The organism is Ruegeria sp. BHSC223 (genome assembly GCF_059613025.1).
The window spans coordinates 293,253-306,967 of record NZ_JBXWRR010000002.1 but is presented as its reverse complement, the minus strand read 5'-3'; the positions used below and the strand labels follow the sequence as shown (position 1 = coordinate 306,967).

The following is a 13,715-nucleotide window of genomic DNA, read 5'->3' as shown; positions in this document are numbered from 1 at the left end:
ATGGGTGACAAGACACTGACATGTCTGGCTTGTGGCCAGCTCAACCGCGTACCCGAGGCCCGGCTGACCGCTGGCGCCAAATGCGGGAAATGCGGCGAGGGGCTGGTCACGGGTCAGGCGCGGGATGTTGATCCCGCGATCCTCGAAAAGGCGAAGAAGAATGACGACTTGCCGCTGGTGGTCGATTTCTGGGCGCCATGGTGCGGCCCTTGCCGAATGATGGGTCCGGAGTACGCCAAGGCGGCCGGGGCACTGGCCGGGCAGGTGCGGCTGGTGAAGCTCGATACTCAGAAACACCAGTCCACCGGAGGCCGATACGGCATTCGCGGCATTCCGACCATGGTCGCCTTTGAACGTGGCAAGGAAAAGAAACGCCAGTCAGGCGCGATGCAGTCCGGGCAGATCGTCGGTTGGGTGCGCGGCTAGAAAACATTCTTATACTTGAATGTGATTTCTGGCCAGGTTATATGTACCTCAAGGCCGGGCGCGTCGCCCGGCAATTGACAGGAGTTGGATGAATGACCCTCGATCGTGCCGTGATGATGTTTGCTGGCTTCATGGTGTTGCTCAGCGTCTTGCTGACCACGCTGGTCTCGCCCTTGTGGATGTGGTTCACCGTGTTCATCGGCGTGAACCTGATCCAGTCCTCGGTCACCGGTTTCTGTCCGGCGGCCATGGTTCTGAAGAAGCTGGGGTTCAAGGCCGGGACCGCGTTCTGATCTGGCCCGCGTCTAACCGTTGACGGTTCTGCCGCTGGCCATCGGTTCTGCGGCAGGACTCTGCGCTTCGCGCAACAAGAAGAACACGACTACGGAAACCGCGATGGCGGATCCGGTCACCGGATAGAGTAGCAGGGCGGCCCAGAGTGGCAGGTTCCAAAACAGAACGCCCAGGATACTGCAGGCAAGACCGGCAAAGGTCCCCAGGAAAACTCCGATCCAAGCCATTCGTCTTCTCTCCCACACATCCTTAGGCAGCGCATTTCACGCGCCTCGATGCTGAGACAGTCTAGGGAAGAATGTGTTCAAAATATGTTAATCCCGGGGTGACTGCGTCGCAGCATGTCGCTCGCTCTCTGGCCCGGAATGCCCGGCGCCCGGAAGCCCGGTTTTGTAGCGCACTCGACCACGGCAAGCAGGGCGTCAGCGGGTCATGCCCACAAGCTTCGAGGCGCGGGTCGGCCGACACGGCTTCAGCGCAGTTTTCTGTCTTTGCAATGATGGTGGCGGCCTAATTTCCATGCAACTTAGGACAGGAACATGGGGCGTTTCAGCAGCCGGGATATATAGCGTCGCTACTTTCGGATCGTAGCGACGTCATTGTGTTTCTAGCTCTTTCAACCCGTTGCGAGTGCGCCCACCAGACGGGCGCAGGCTCGCGCTGGGTTGAAAAATGCGGCGTGATCTACCGCACGAACTTCTTGTGCTTCAACCGCTTGGGTTCCAGGGCGTCCGGGCCCAGGCGGCGCTTCTTGTCCTCTTCGTAATCCTCGAAGTTGCCTTCGAACCACTCGACATGTGCGTCGCCCTCGAAAGCGAGGATATGGGTGCAGATGCGGTCGAGGAAGAAGCGGTCGTGGCTGATGACAACGGCGCAGCCGGCGAAATCGACCAGCGCGTCTTCGAGCGCGCGCAGGGTTTCAACATCGAGGTCGTTGGTCGGTTCGTCGAGCAGGATGACGTTGCCGCCCTCTTTCAGCAGACGCGCCATGTGCACCCGGTTACGTTCGCCGCCTGACAGCAGCGAGACCTTTTTCTGCTGGTCGCCGCCCTTGAAGTTGAAGGACGAGCAATAGGCGCGGCTGTTCACCTGGGCATCGCCCAGCTGGATGATCTCGGCGCCGCCGGTGATTGCCTCCCAGACGGTATCACCGTCCTTGAGGTCATCGCGCGACTGGTCGACATAGGAGAGCTTGACCGTATCGCCGATCTCGATGGTGCCGGCGTCGGGGGTTTCCTGCCCGGTGATCATCTTGAACAGCGTCGATTTACCGGCACCGTTGGGGCCGATGACGCCGACGATGCCGCCGGGGGGCAGCGAGAAGTCGAGCCCTTCGATCAGTTGCTTGTCACCCATGTGCTTCGACAGGCCGTTGACCTCGATCACCTTCGATCCCAGGCGCGGGCCGTTGGGGATGACGATCTGGGCGCGGCCGACCTTTTCCCGCTCGGATTGGCTGGCCATCTCGTTATAGGCCTGGATACGGGCCTTGGATTTGGCCTGACGCGCCTTTTGCCCCTGCCGCATCCATTCCAGTTCGCGTTCCAGCGTCTTTTGCTTGGCCTTGTCCTCGCGCGCTTCCTGTTCCAGGCGCTTGGCCTTCTGCTCCAGCCAGGCGGAATAGTTGCCCTCGTAGGGGATGCCCCGGCCGCGGTCGAGTTCCAGGATCCAGCCGGTGATGTCATCCAGGAAATAGCGGTCGTGGGTGACGATCAGGATGGTGCCCTTGTAGTCGATCAGGTGCTGTTGCAGCCAGGCGATGGTTTCGGCGTCCAGGTGGTTGGTCGGTTCGTCGAGCAGCAGCATGTCGGGCGCTTCGAGCAGGAGCTTGCAGAGCGCGACGCGGCGTTTCTCGCCGCCCGAGAGGTTGGCGATATCGGCGTCGTCGGGGGGGCAGCGCAGGGCCTCCATCGAGACGTCGATCTGGCTGTCGAGATCCCAGAGGTTCTCGGCGTCGATCTGGTCTTGCAATTGCGCCATCTCGTCGGCCGTCTCGTCGCTGTAGTTCATCGCCAACTCGTTGTAGCGGTCGAGGATGTCCTTCTTGGCCTTGACGCCCAGCATGACGTTCTCGCGTACGGTCAGGTTCGGGTCGAGTTGCGGCTCCTGCGGGAGATAGCCGACCTTGGCGCCTTCGGCGGCCCAGGCCTCGCCGGTAAAATCCTTGTCGAGGCCCGCCATGATCTTCATCAGGGTCGATTTACCGGCACCATTGACACCGACGACGCCGATCTTGACCCCGGGGAGGAAGCTCAGGTGGATGTTCTCGAAGCATTTCTTGCCACCGGGGTAGCTCTTGGAAACACCCTGCATGTGGTAGACATATTGATAGGCGGCCATGTCGTGTCCTCTGGGTCGGGGAAAGTCGGGTTGGCCGGTGTGATAGCGAATGGCGAGGATGGGGGCAATCGCTGGCGTGACCGAAGATGACGCAGCTGTGCATTGTATCCGGCCTGGCCCCCATGCAGCATGAAGCGCGCGGTTTCGGGGATAGCGATGAGCGGTTTGACAGAGCTTATAGGCGGTTGGGCGCAGCCGGGGCGGGTCGGCTGGATCGGGCTGCGGCCCGAGCGGCGCGCGGCGCTGGTCGCGGTTGACGCGGTTCCTGTCGGGCTTGATGGTCTGGCGGGCGATCACGGGCGGCCCGGCAAGCGGGCGGTGACGCTGGTGCAGGGCGAGCATCTGGGTGCCATCGGGTCGTATCTGGGGCGCGGGGCGGTCTCTCCGTTCGATCTGCGGCGCAATATCGTGGTCGAGGGGATCAACCTGGCGGCGCTCAAGGATCGGCCTTTGCGGCTGGGCGGGGCGGTTCTGCGCTTGACGGTGATCTGTGCGCCCTGTTCCCGGATGGAGGAGACATTTGGCTCCGGCGGCTATTCGGCGGTGCGCGGTCATGGCGGCTGGTGCGCCGAGGTGTTGGAGCCGGGCCTGATCAGGCTGGGCGATGCGGTGCGGCCTGCCGATTGACAAGGCGGGACGCAAGCGCCAAGCAAGCAGTTCATGAGACAGGGTTTTCCATATGCGCGGCCCGGGCAGGTGATCGGGCTGTTTGGCGGATCGTTCGATCCACCGCATGCGGGGCATGTGCATGTGACGCGCGAAGCGCTGAAGATGTTCGGGCTGGACCGGATCTGGTGGTTGGTGACGCCCGGCAACCCGCTCAAGACACGAGGTCCGGCGCCGCTGGATCGGCGTATGGAAGCGGCCCGCGCGATGATGCGGCATCCCCGCGTGGATGTCACCGATATCGAGACCCATCTGGGCACGCGGGCAACGGCAGACACGATTGCGGCGCTCAGGCGGATTTATCCGCGGGTGCGGTTTGTCTGGCTAATGGGCGCCGACAACCTGGCGCAGTTGCACCGTTGGCAGGACTGGCGTCAGATCATGGAAACGGTGCCGGTCGGTGTGCTTGCGCGGCCGGGGGATCGGATCTCGGCCCGGATGTCACCCGCGGCGCGGGCCTATGCACCCTATCGGATCGACGGTCACGCGCGGCACCTGCTGGGGCGCTCGCAGGCTCCGGCCTGGTGTTTCGTCAATGTGCCGATGGTCGATGTCAGCTCGACCCGGATCCGGGCGGCGGGCGGCTGGTCAGCGGCGCAGCAGGGCCGAGGCAAGACCGGCGCCCAGGACCAGTGACAATCCCGCCCATGTCCACAGATCGGGCAGATCGCCGAACACTGCCCAGCCCAACCCGGTCGCGGCAAGAAGCTGGAAATAGACCAGCGGTGCAAGCCGGGTTGCCGGGGCATGGGCATAGGCCACCAGCAAGAGCAGGTTGCCCAGCATCGAGCCCAGTGCGCTGGCCAGTGTTAACCCCGCCACCTGTGGTGTGAAGGGGGGCAGGGCGGCGAGGCCAAAGGGCATCAGCACCAGTCCGGCAATGGCCAGCTGAGTGAGGCTGAGCGCCAGTGGCGAGCCCAGCGGGCTGAGCCAGCGCGACGCGGTCAGGAACCCGCCATAGAAACAGCCCGCCAGCAGGGCAAGCATCAGACCGGGTGAACCGCCGAACCCCGGGCGGACCACCAGCAATACGCCACAGAAGCCGAGCAGCATCAGGAGCGTTCGCAGCGCAGTCACGGGTTCTCGTAGCAGAAGAGCCGAGAGGGCATAGCTGAGGATCGGTCCGACAAAGAAGGCAGCAAAGACATTGGCCAGAGGCTCGGTCCTCAGGGCGGATTGTATCGACAGGATGCCACCGGCAAGCAGCAGCGCCCGAAACCAGATCCGCCAATTGGCGAGCAGACGCCATGCGGAGGTCGGCACGAAAGGCACCAGCAGCAACAACCCTAGCGTAAAGCGGGACCAGGCCACATAGATGGGCGCCGCCCCATAAGTCCCGGTCAGCAACTTGCCAGCCAGGTCCCCCGCGGGGATCAGCGACATGGCGATGAACATGATTCCGATGGCGCGGCCCATGCCCGCGCCGTAACATGATGAAAGCGGGGGCGAAATGCGAAACCACCGCTTGTGCGGCGCGGGTCACTGGGTTTTTATTGCGGCATGGTTGAAGTGATTTCCAGACGTGTTTTCCTTGCGGGGCTTGGCGCGGCGCTGAGCCATTCCGCGGCCTATGCCGAAGCCCCCGCATTGTCGCTGCGCCCACCGCTCAGACCCAAGGACGCGCAGGCGCTTGCCGGTCCCGAAGCGGTGTTGTCGGGTTCGGGCCTGTCCGGGCGCGTCGCCTTTGCGGTTGCCGATGCCGAGACCGGGCTGGAGCTGGAAACGGTCGAGCCGGGGCTGGCCCTGCCGCCGGCAAGTGTCGCCAAGGCGCTGACCGCGCTCTATGCCCTGGAGACACTCGGACCCTCGCATCGGTTCCGGACGCGGGTTCTGGCTGATGGGCCGGTCGAGAACGGGGTTCTCAAGGGCGATCTGATTCTGGCGGGCGGGGGCGATCCGACCCTGGATACCGATGCCTTGGCCGCGCTGGCGCGGGCACTGAAGGAGAGCGGATTGCGCGAGGTGCGCGGTGCTTTCAAGGTCTATGACGGTGCCCTGCCTGAGATTTACAGCATTGACCCCAAACAGCCCGAGCATGTGGGTTATAGCCCCTCGGTGTCAGGCATCGCGCTGAATTTCAACCGCGTGCATTTCGAGTGGAAGCGGGCTGGCAAGGGCTGGAGCATCAGCATGGACGCCCGCAGCAGCAAGATCAGACCTGTGGTTGCGATAGCCGAGATGAAGGTGGTGAACCGGGCGCTGCCGATCTATACCTATGAGCAGCGCCAGCGGATCGACAGCTGGACGGTGGCGAGCCAGGCGCTGGGCCAGGACGGTGCGCGGTGGCTGCCGGTGCGCAAGCCGGCGCTCTATGCTGGGGACGTGTTCCAGACGCTGGCGCGGTCGAACGGTATTGTCCTGGGGCGGGTCGAGGTCGTCAGGTCATTGCCCGCGAGCGCACGAATGCTGGTTCATCACGACAGTGCGCCGCTGGAAGAAATTCTGCGAGACATGCTGAAATACTCCACCAATCTCACCGCCGAGATGGTTGGGTTGGCGGCAACCGTTGCACGGGGCAAGCGCCCGGCCACGTTGCGTGCCTCGGCTGAAGAGATGACGGTCTGGGCGGCGGAGCGGTATGGCCTGCGCGGCTCGCGGCTGTTCGATCACTCGGGGCTGGGCGATGCGTCGCGGATGACGGCGCGGGATCTGGTGGCGGTTCTGGTGCAGGCGGGCAAGACCGGACGGTTGCCGCACCTGCTGAAGGATATCCCGATGCGCGATCCAAAGGGCCGCGTGCTCAAGGGGCATCCGATCAAGGTGGCGGCCAAGACCGGGACGCTGAATTTTGTCTCGGGGCTGGGTGGCTTCATGACCGGAGCGGATGGTACGGTGCTGGCCTTTGCGATCCTGACCGCGGATACCGACCGGCGCGCGGCGATCCCGCCCGAAGACCGCGAGCGCCCGGAAGGCGCGCGCGGCTGGAATGCGCGGTCGAAGAAGCTTCAGCAAGCGCTGATCGAGCGATGGGGCGCGATATACGGCAGTTGAGGCACGGGCCGCGCGTCAAGCGCCCGGTGCTAACCTTGCAAAGTGCTCTCAGACCACGTGACGGGCACGGGCGCCACGCTCGATGGCTGCGGCGTGCAGCCGGTCGATATTGAGTTCGTAGCGGATTTCCTCGAGCAGCCGAAGTTCGGTTTCAGCGAGGGTGCCGTCGGCGGCAGCGACGTCGCAGGCCAGGGCATAGGCGGTTTCAAACAGGCGTTCGGGCAGGTTGTCACGGACCAGGCCAAAAAGAGCGTCCAGCCCGTCCTCTTGTTCGAACAGGTCGAACACCACCTGGCTGACCTGTTTCATCCGGTCAATGTCGTAGTCGGCAAAAACCGGCAGCATGTTCACCGCCGACTGGATTTTGACCAGTTCGGCGGTGCGGATGTTTTCGTCCGAGGCGGAAATCGCCATCATGATCGCGACCAGGCAATCCTGCGGGGTCATCGGGTGGGTCGGTTGCTCGGTCATGATCGGTCCTGCCAATGGGGTTGCGTCGCAGGGCAGGATAGGGTTGGCGCGCGGGGGGTTCAACTCCTTGCGCGCCAGACGGTTTGCGGCAATCAGGCGCTGGCGGTAAAGCGATACTCGATCGCCTCGAAGCTGGCCGAGGCAAAGCCATAGGCAAAGCGCAGACCTTCGGGGCCGGCAACGGTGCCATGTTCCGCATCGCCGGGAATATAGAGCGCGACGCCCGGGCGGATCTCGTGCGGCACGCCGTCGATGGTGACGGTGCCCGAGCCTTCGAGGCCAAGGTAGAACTCTGGTGGCGTGTGGCGATGCGGGCGCAATTGGTGGCCCGGGCCGAATTCGGCAATGCCCAGCACCATGTCGCGCGGTGCGGTGGGCGTGCCATTGATCAGGGTCCGCCAGCGCACTTCGCCAAAGGTGGGGTCGGTCCCACCCGAGAGCGGGACATGATCGGCATGAATGGCATGCGGCGGATGCGGCAGGTTGCCGGGCTGGTGCAGCGGAGTGGCTGCGGTCAGATCGGCGGCGAAACTGTCGAGCATGTCGGTCATGATGGGCTCCTTCCCTTTGCGCCCTCATAGTCGTGCTTGCCGGTCACGCGCAATCGCGTAAAACTGCATCACATTATACGCTGAGGTTATGATATGGATCGCTTGCCAAGCTTCTCGGGACTGACGGCTTTTTACGCGGCTGCACGACGCGGAACACTAACCGCCGCGGCGGCGGAATTGAACGTCTCACAGCCCGCCGTTTCGCGCCGGATTGCCATGTTGGAGGCCGACCTGGGCTGTCCGCTGTTTGATCGTAGCCACAAGCCGGTTCGAATGACCCAGTCGGGCAGAGATTTGTTGCGGGCGCTGCAAGGCGGGTTTGGCCAGATCGAGGCCGCGGTGGCACAAATCAGACAGTCGGCACAGGGCAAGGTGGTGACGGTAACCGCGCCGTCAGGCTTTGTCGCGTTCTGGTTGATCCCGCAACTGGGAGATCTGGAGGCCGCCTTTGAGGATGTGACGATCAGGATTATAAGCCAGGAGTATGGCGAGGCCACCCGGCCAGGCGACATCGCAATCCGGTTCGGGCTGGCCGAGGGCGGCGGAGAGACGCGGTTGCTGGGCGAGGGTGTGTTTCCGGCCGCCAGTCCACTCTATCTGGATCGGCGCGAGATGAATGGCGACAGCTACGATTTCGCCCGCATGACCTTGTTGACGATGGAAACGGCGCGCAGTCAGTGGCATGACTGGCCAAGCTGGTTTCGCGCGGTCGGGGTGCCGATGCCGCACAAAGCCCGGGTTCTGGACTTCAGCTCTTATGCGATGCTGGTCAATGCGGCATTGGCGGGGCAGGGGGTTTGTCTGTGCTGGGACGGGGTGCTGGATCGGTTTCTGGAGGCCGGCGCGCTGGTCCGGCTGGAGGGTCCCGAGGCGGTATCCGCGCGCGGCTATTTCATCGCTGCGCGAGAGGGTTTGGCCGCTCCGCCGCATGTGCTTGGTATCCTCGACTGGATCGTCGAAAAAAGTCACAAATAGCGCGGTTTGGCACCAGCATTTATTGACTCATGCTGCACTGGCACAATAGGACAGCCGGGCCGGGCGCATGGGGCGCCCTTCCTTCCCCGATGGAGATTGACATGTCCGACTCGCGTGAACTCGCACTTGCGTCCAAGGCCTGGCCTTTTGAAGAAGCGCGTCGGGTGCTCAAACGCTATGAGAAGGCGCCGCCGGAGAAGGGGTATGTGCTGTTCGAGACCGGCTATGGCCCCTCGGGCCTACCGCATATCGGCACGTTCGGAGAGGTGGCGCGCACCACGATGATCCGCCGCGCGTTTCAGGAGATCAGCGATATTCCGACCCGGCTGATCTGTTTCTCGGACGATTTGGACGGCATGCGCAAGGTGCCGGCTAACGTTCCCAACCAGGACATGCTGCGCGAGCATCTGCAAAAGCCGCTGACCTCGGTTCCCGATCCGTTTGGCGAATACGAAAGCTTTGGCCATCACAACAACGCCATGCTGCGGCGGTTCCTCGATACCTTCGGGTTCGAGTACGAGTTCTATTCGGCGACCGAGTTCTACAAGTCGGGTCAGTTCGACGAGATCCTGCTGCGTGCGGCCGAACGCTATGACGACATCATGAAGATCATGCTGAAGTCGCTGCGCGAGGAACGGCAGCAGACCTATTCGATCTTTTTGCCGATCCATCCCGAGACGGGGCGGGTTCTGTACGTGCCGATGAAGGAGGTGAACGCCAAGGACGGCACCATCACTTTTGACGACGAGGACGGGCGCGAATGGACGCTGCCGGTGACGGGCGGCAACGTGAAACTGCAATGGAAGCCCGATTTTGGCGCGCGCTGGGCGGCGCTGGGCGTCGATTTCGAGATGTACGGCAAGGATCACTCGACCAACACGCCGATCTATGATGGCATCTGCCGGGTGCTGGGCGTGCCCGCACCCGAGCATTTCACCTATGAGCTGTTCCTCGATGAGAACGGGCAGAAGATTTCCAAATCGAGCGGCAACGGGGTGAGCATCGACGAATGGCTGACCTATGCCAGTTCGGAAAGCCTTGCCTATTTCATGTACCAAAAGCCCAAGACCGCCAAGCGGATGTATTTCGACGTGATCCCCAAGGCGGTGGACGAGTATCACCAGCAATTGCGCGCCTATCCGACCCAGGATCTGGCGGCGCAGCTGAACAACCCGGTCTGGCACATCCATGGCGGCGATGTGCCTGCCTCGACCCTGATCGTGCCATTCGGGATGCTGTTGAACCTGGCCAGCGTGTCGGGGGCCGAGGACAAGGAGGCGCTGTGGGGCTTTATCCGCCGCTATGCGCCAGAGGCCAGCGCCGAGAGCCATCCGGATCTGGATCAGGCGGCCGGGTTTGCGGTGCGCTACTTCAACGATTTCGTCAAGCCGACGCGGGTTTGCCGGGCGCCGACAGAGGCCGAGCGCGAGGCACTGGTGGAGTTGCGCGCGCAACTGGCCGCCTATGACGGGCCGGTTGAAGACGAGGCGCTGCAATCCATCGTCTATGCGGTGGGCCGTGACCGGTTCGACCCGCTGCGCGCCTGGTTCGGGGCGCTCTACGAGGTGTTGTTGGGCGCGTCGCAGGGGCCGCGTTTTGGCGGCTTCATCGCGCTCTACGGCATCCCCGAGACCATCGCGCTGATCGACAAGGCGCTGGCGGGCGAGCTGGTCTGAACCAGCCCTCATCAGCTCCTTGCGGAGCTTCTTCGGAAGGATGGCGGCGCCCGCTGGCGGGCGCCGCCATCTGTGATACTCTGTCCCCGACCAAGGGCATGGAGGTTGGTGTGACGATACCGGATGAAGACAAGTTTCAAGGTCGGATGCATGGTGAACAGCCCGAACCGAAAGACTCTGAAAACCTTTGGTGGCGGCTGCTGCACATGATCCTGATCGCGATCATGATCAATCTTGCCCAGACCATTCTGGCGGTGGTCACGGTGGTGCAATTCATCATAATGGCCGTCAGCAAAAGCCAGCCGAATGAACGGCTTGCCGATTTCGGAACCGACCTGGGTATCTGGATTGCCAAGGCAGCGCGGTTCCAGACAGCGGCCAGCAATGTCAAACCCTGGCCCTGGACCGACCTGGACTGATCCGGCGCGCTTTGCGCTTCGTAGTACTCCTCAGGGAAAGAGGAGACACACAATGCGTCAACTTCTGCTCATACTGGCCTGTTGTGTCGGTCTGGCGGGGCCGGCACAGGCCCAGAGCGACGAGATCGAGGCAGTCATCAATGACCAAATCAAGGCATTTCTAGCAGATGATTTTGCCAGAGCGTTTACGTTCGCCAGCCCGACGATTCGCAACATCTTTGGAACGCCCGAGAAGTTCGGTGCCATGGTACGCAACGGGTATCCCATGGTCTGGCGTCCCGCCGGCATTCGCTATCTGGGTTTAGAGGCGCGCGGCGGCGACCTATGGCAACTGGTGCAGGTAACCGATCAGCAGGGTCGCGCGCATCTCCTTGCATACCAGATGGTTAACCTGGAAAGTGGCTGGAAGATCAACGCGGTGCAGGTTCTGGAGACGCCGCCCCCCTCGGTTTGAGGCAACGTCACCGTCACGGTGCTATGAGCCGGGATTAATCCCTTTGTTCTACCCATTTGGCGCGTTCGGGTGCGGCCCGGACCCGTCACATGAAAGCGCGCTGACAGGTCGTCAGCGGCGCGATTGGGAAAGGGATTTGTATGAACAAGGCAATCACCGACGGCATCAACTTCATGCCGCCCGCCTTTCAGCTGGGCTTGAACGTGTGGTCAAGCGGCGACGGCACACCGGGGTCTGATACCTATGATGGGGCGCCGAATGCGGCCTTTGTCCCAGCTGATGCTGATTTTGGCGGCTGCTTGGAGTTGCAGAAGACCGCTTCCGTCCAAAAGCTGCGCTACATGGGGCAGACGCCGTTGCAGCCGGGCTGCTACTTGCAGATTAGGGTCCGGATCAAGGCGATCAGTGGAAACCTGCCCAGCGTTCGGGTCGCGGGATGGGCCGGTGCGGCAGGCGGTGCGCATGTCAGCGGCGTGACGGAACAGGGACCCTCTATTACGCTGACCAGCTATGGCGATGTGGTCGAGGTGACGGGCATCGTGGGGTCCGGCAATCGCGGTGGCGTCGACATGGTATGGGGCCGCTCTGCGCTTTTTGGTCATTTTGGCATCGACCTCGTTGGGGCGAACGGTGGTGTCGTTCGGATCGACGATATCGAGATTACCGACATCACCAGCGCATTCTTGCGAGATATGCTGAGCCAGGTTGACGTCCGCGACTATGGCGCGGTTGGCGATGGGATCACCGACGATACAGCCGCGTTCGAGGCCGCAGATGCTGCCGCCGGTGGGCGTCGCTTGTTCGTACCTGAGGGCAGTTACTTCCTGGCCGAAACGGTAAGTTTGGCGGCGGAAGTTGAGTTTGAGGGCACCTTGACGATGCCCACCGACAAGATGTTGCTGCTGACCAAGAGTTTTGATCTGCCGACCTATATCTCAGCCTTTGGCGACGAGGAGCTGGCCTTTCGCAAGGCGTTTCAGGCGCTGCTGAACGGATCGGATCACGAATCACTCGATATGGGTGGACGTAATGTGTCAGTTACCGCGCCCATAGACATGCAGGCGGCGGTTCCCAATCGGACCAGCTATTCGACCCGCCGGGTAATCCGAAACGGTCAACTGGTCGCTGTGGCTGGTCCGGCTTGGGAGACCGAAACCTTTACCTCGCAAGCGACTTATGATCCCAGCGATCAGCGCAAGCTAAGCAATGTGATCAACATCGCCAATATTCCGGTAGGGTCCTTGGTGACGGGCGCTGGGGTCGGGCGCGAAATATACGTTCGGTCAAAGAATGTGGGGGCCGGAGAAATAACGTTGAACGCGCCGCTCTACGATGCGGCAGGCACCCAGGTATTCACCTTTCGGAGCTTCAAATACATGTTGGATTTCAGCGGCTTCAGCTCGCTGTCGAAGTTTAACATGCAGAACATCGAGTTCCAATGTAACACCCATTGCAGTGCGATCCGTCTGGCGCCGTTCGGTTCGACCTTTGCGTTGTATGACTGTTTTGTCAGTCGGCCCAAGGATCGTGGCATCACCTCGATCGGCGGTGGCTGTCAGGGGATGCTTATCGACGGGTGTCAGTTCCTGTCTGCCGAAGAACCGCTCAATGTCCCGGATCGAACCAGCATCGGGTTCAACGCCAATGCAAACGATGTGAAGTTGCGTCATTGCCGCGCCACCAGGTTTCGTCACTTTGCCGTCATGGCGGGGCAGAATCACATGATCTTGGGCAACCACTTCTTTCAGGGTGATGCGGTCGCCAATGGGCCCCGCACAGCGGGTATCGTGTTGGTCGGAACCTATTCCAGCACCACCGTCGCCGAGAATTATGTCGACAACTGTTATCTGGAATGGACCAACGAACAGGACCCGATCCCTGATTTTGACGGCGGGTTTTCGTTCAGTGCGATGAGTATCACCGACAACATTTTCTTGTCGGGTGAGGTGGCACCTTGGTTCAGCTATATCGTGATCAAGCCGCACGGGGTCGGACACTTCATCAATGGCATGACCGTGACAGGCAACAAGTTCAGGTCGATCAACGGCTATATCGACCGGGCTGAGCGGATCGATACGAGCTTTGCTGGTCTCAACTTCGATCGAACCAAGGACTTGATCTATCAGGGCAACACCTATCACGGCGTCACTACGCGCAGCGCTAATCCTTTGCGGCTGGAATTCGAGCAGACCAGTGCGTCGGAAAACTGGTTGATAGAGACCAACGCAACATTGCCGTTCGGTGCCGAAACTCGGGGGGTCGATGGGGTGACGCCGCAGGGGCCGTTGGCCGCCTCGGACGGAGGCATTCGGTACCTGGCACCGTATGCGCAAGTACAGCAGGGGACTAGTCAGGATCAGCTGCGTTTGCGTTGGAGTGAGCCGGTTTCGGGCACCGTGTTGGTGACAGTTCGCGCGGACAAGTAGATCAGACAGACAGGGAATGACGGGGC

15 protein-coding genes are annotated in these 13,715 nt (G+C 62.0%); 10 read left to right on the top strand and 5 right to left on the bottom strand.

Features of this window, described 5'->3' with window-relative positions; translation table 11 throughout:
* Positions 1 to 426 carry a thioredoxin domain-containing protein gene (locus AC2FNY_RS05435; protein ID WP_496801859.1) on the top strand — a complete coding sequence of 142 codons (426 nt, stop codon included), beginning with the start codon at positions 1 to 3 and terminating at the stop codon, positions 424 to 426.
* A 92-nt stretch (positions 427 to 518) separates the two neighbouring features.
* Positions 519 to 719: a YgaP family membrane protein gene (locus AC2FNY_RS05430; protein ID WP_234137335.1), complete on the top strand. Its 201-nt coding sequence runs from the start codon at positions 519 to 521 to the stop codon at positions 717 to 719.
* Positions 720 to 731: 12 nt separating this feature from the next.
* Here AC2FNY_RS05430 and AC2FNY_RS05425 read toward each other — a convergent pair whose 3' ends face one another.
* Together AC2FNY_RS05425 and ettA are read right to left on the bottom strand one after the other, a co-directional pair.
* The gene (locus AC2FNY_RS05425) at positions 732 to 947 is read right to left on the bottom strand and encodes a hypothetical protein (protein WP_234137336.1); all 216 of its coding nucleotides are present in this window, start codon (positions 945 to 947) and stop codon (positions 732 to 734) included.
* A gap of 457 nt (positions 948 to 1,404) precedes the next feature.
* Positions 1,405 to 3,060, bottom strand: coding sequence for an energy-dependent translational throttle protein EttA (ettA, locus tag AC2FNY_RS05420; protein WP_234137337.1), 1,656 nt, complete (start codon positions 3,058 to 3,060; stop codon positions 1,405 to 1,407).
* Between the two features lie 156 nt (positions 3,061 to 3,216).
* On the opposite strand from ettA, the gene AC2FNY_RS05415 reads away from it, so the two are divergent.
* Together AC2FNY_RS05415 and AC2FNY_RS05410 are read left to right on the top strand one after the other, a co-directional pair.
* Positions 3,217 to 3,687, top strand: a complete 471-nt coding sequence (locus AC2FNY_RS05415; protein ID WP_496801858.1) for an MOSC domain-containing protein — start codon at positions 3,217 to 3,219, stop codon at positions 3,685 to 3,687.
* Between the two features lie 33 nt (positions 3,688 to 3,720).
* Positions 3,721 to 4,362, top strand: a complete 642-nt coding sequence (locus AC2FNY_RS05410; RefSeq protein WP_234171992.1) for a nicotinate-nucleotide adenylyltransferase — start codon at positions 3,721 to 3,723, stop codon at positions 4,360 to 4,362.
* Here the strand turns inward: AC2FNY_RS05410 and AC2FNY_RS05405 are convergent.
* Entirely contained in the window at positions 4,315 to 5,142 is an 828-nt protein-coding gene (locus tag AC2FNY_RS05405) for a DMT family transporter (protein WP_234142667.1), read from the bottom strand. The two genes, AC2FNY_RS05410 and AC2FNY_RS05405, sit on opposite strands and share 48 nt — an antisense overlap.
* Before the next feature lie 84 nt (positions 5,143 to 5,226).
* On the opposite strand from AC2FNY_RS05405, the gene dacB reads away from it, so the two are divergent.
* Positions 5,227 to 6,717, top strand: coding sequence for a D-alanyl-D-alanine carboxypeptidase/D-alanyl-D-alanine endopeptidase (gene dacB, locus AC2FNY_RS05400; RefSeq protein WP_496801857.1), 1,491 nt, complete (start codon positions 5,227 to 5,229; stop codon positions 6,715 to 6,717).
* A 48-nt stretch (positions 6,718 to 6,765) separates the two neighbouring features.
* On the opposite strand, the gene AC2FNY_RS05395 is transcribed toward dacB, so the two are convergent.
* Entirely contained in the window at positions 6,766 to 7,188 is a 423-nt protein-coding gene (locus tag AC2FNY_RS05395; protein WP_234137342.1) for a tellurite resistance TerB family protein, read from the bottom strand.
* 92 nt (positions 7,189 to 7,280) lie between these two features.
* Positions 7,281 to 7,739 (bottom strand): cupin domain-containing protein, encoded by a 459-nt coding sequence (locus tag AC2FNY_RS05390; RefSeq protein ID WP_234137343.1) that lies wholly within the window; start codon positions 7,737 to 7,739, stop codon positions 7,281 to 7,283.
* Positions 7,740 to 7,832: 93 nt separating this feature from the next.
* Between AC2FNY_RS05390 and AC2FNY_RS05385 the strand changes: the two genes are divergently transcribed.
* The 5 genes from AC2FNY_RS05385 (at position 7,833) to AC2FNY_RS05365 (ending at position 13,689) form a co-directional block, all read left to right on the top strand.
* Entirely contained in the window at positions 7,833 to 8,714 is an 882-nt protein-coding gene (locus AC2FNY_RS05385) for a LysR family transcriptional regulator (RefSeq protein WP_234137344.1), read from the top strand.
* 101 nt (positions 8,715 to 8,815) lie between these two features.
* Positions 8,816 to 10,390: a lysine--tRNA ligase gene (locus tag AC2FNY_RS05380; RefSeq protein WP_496801856.1), complete on the top strand. Its 1,575-nt coding sequence runs from the start codon at positions 8,816 to 8,818 to the stop codon at positions 10,388 to 10,390.
* 98 nt (positions 10,391 to 10,488) lie between these two features.
* A complete protein-coding gene (locus tag AC2FNY_RS05375; protein ID WP_234137346.1) occupies positions 10,489 to 10,809 on the top strand; it encodes a DUF4389 domain-containing protein in 321 nt (106 codons plus the stop codon).
* A gap of 52 nt (positions 10,810 to 10,861) precedes the next feature.
* A complete protein-coding gene (locus AC2FNY_RS05370; protein ID WP_234165675.1) occupies positions 10,862 to 11,263 on the top strand; it encodes a DUF4864 domain-containing protein in 402 nt (133 codons plus the stop codon).
* Between the two features lie 140 nt (positions 11,264 to 11,403).
* Complete coding sequence (locus AC2FNY_RS05365) at positions 11,404 to 13,689, top strand: glycosyl hydrolase family 28-related protein (RefSeq protein ID WP_234137348.1); 2,286 nt, start codon at positions 11,404 to 11,406, stop codon at positions 13,687 to 13,689.
* Positions 13,690 to 13,715 lie beyond the last annotated feature (26 nt).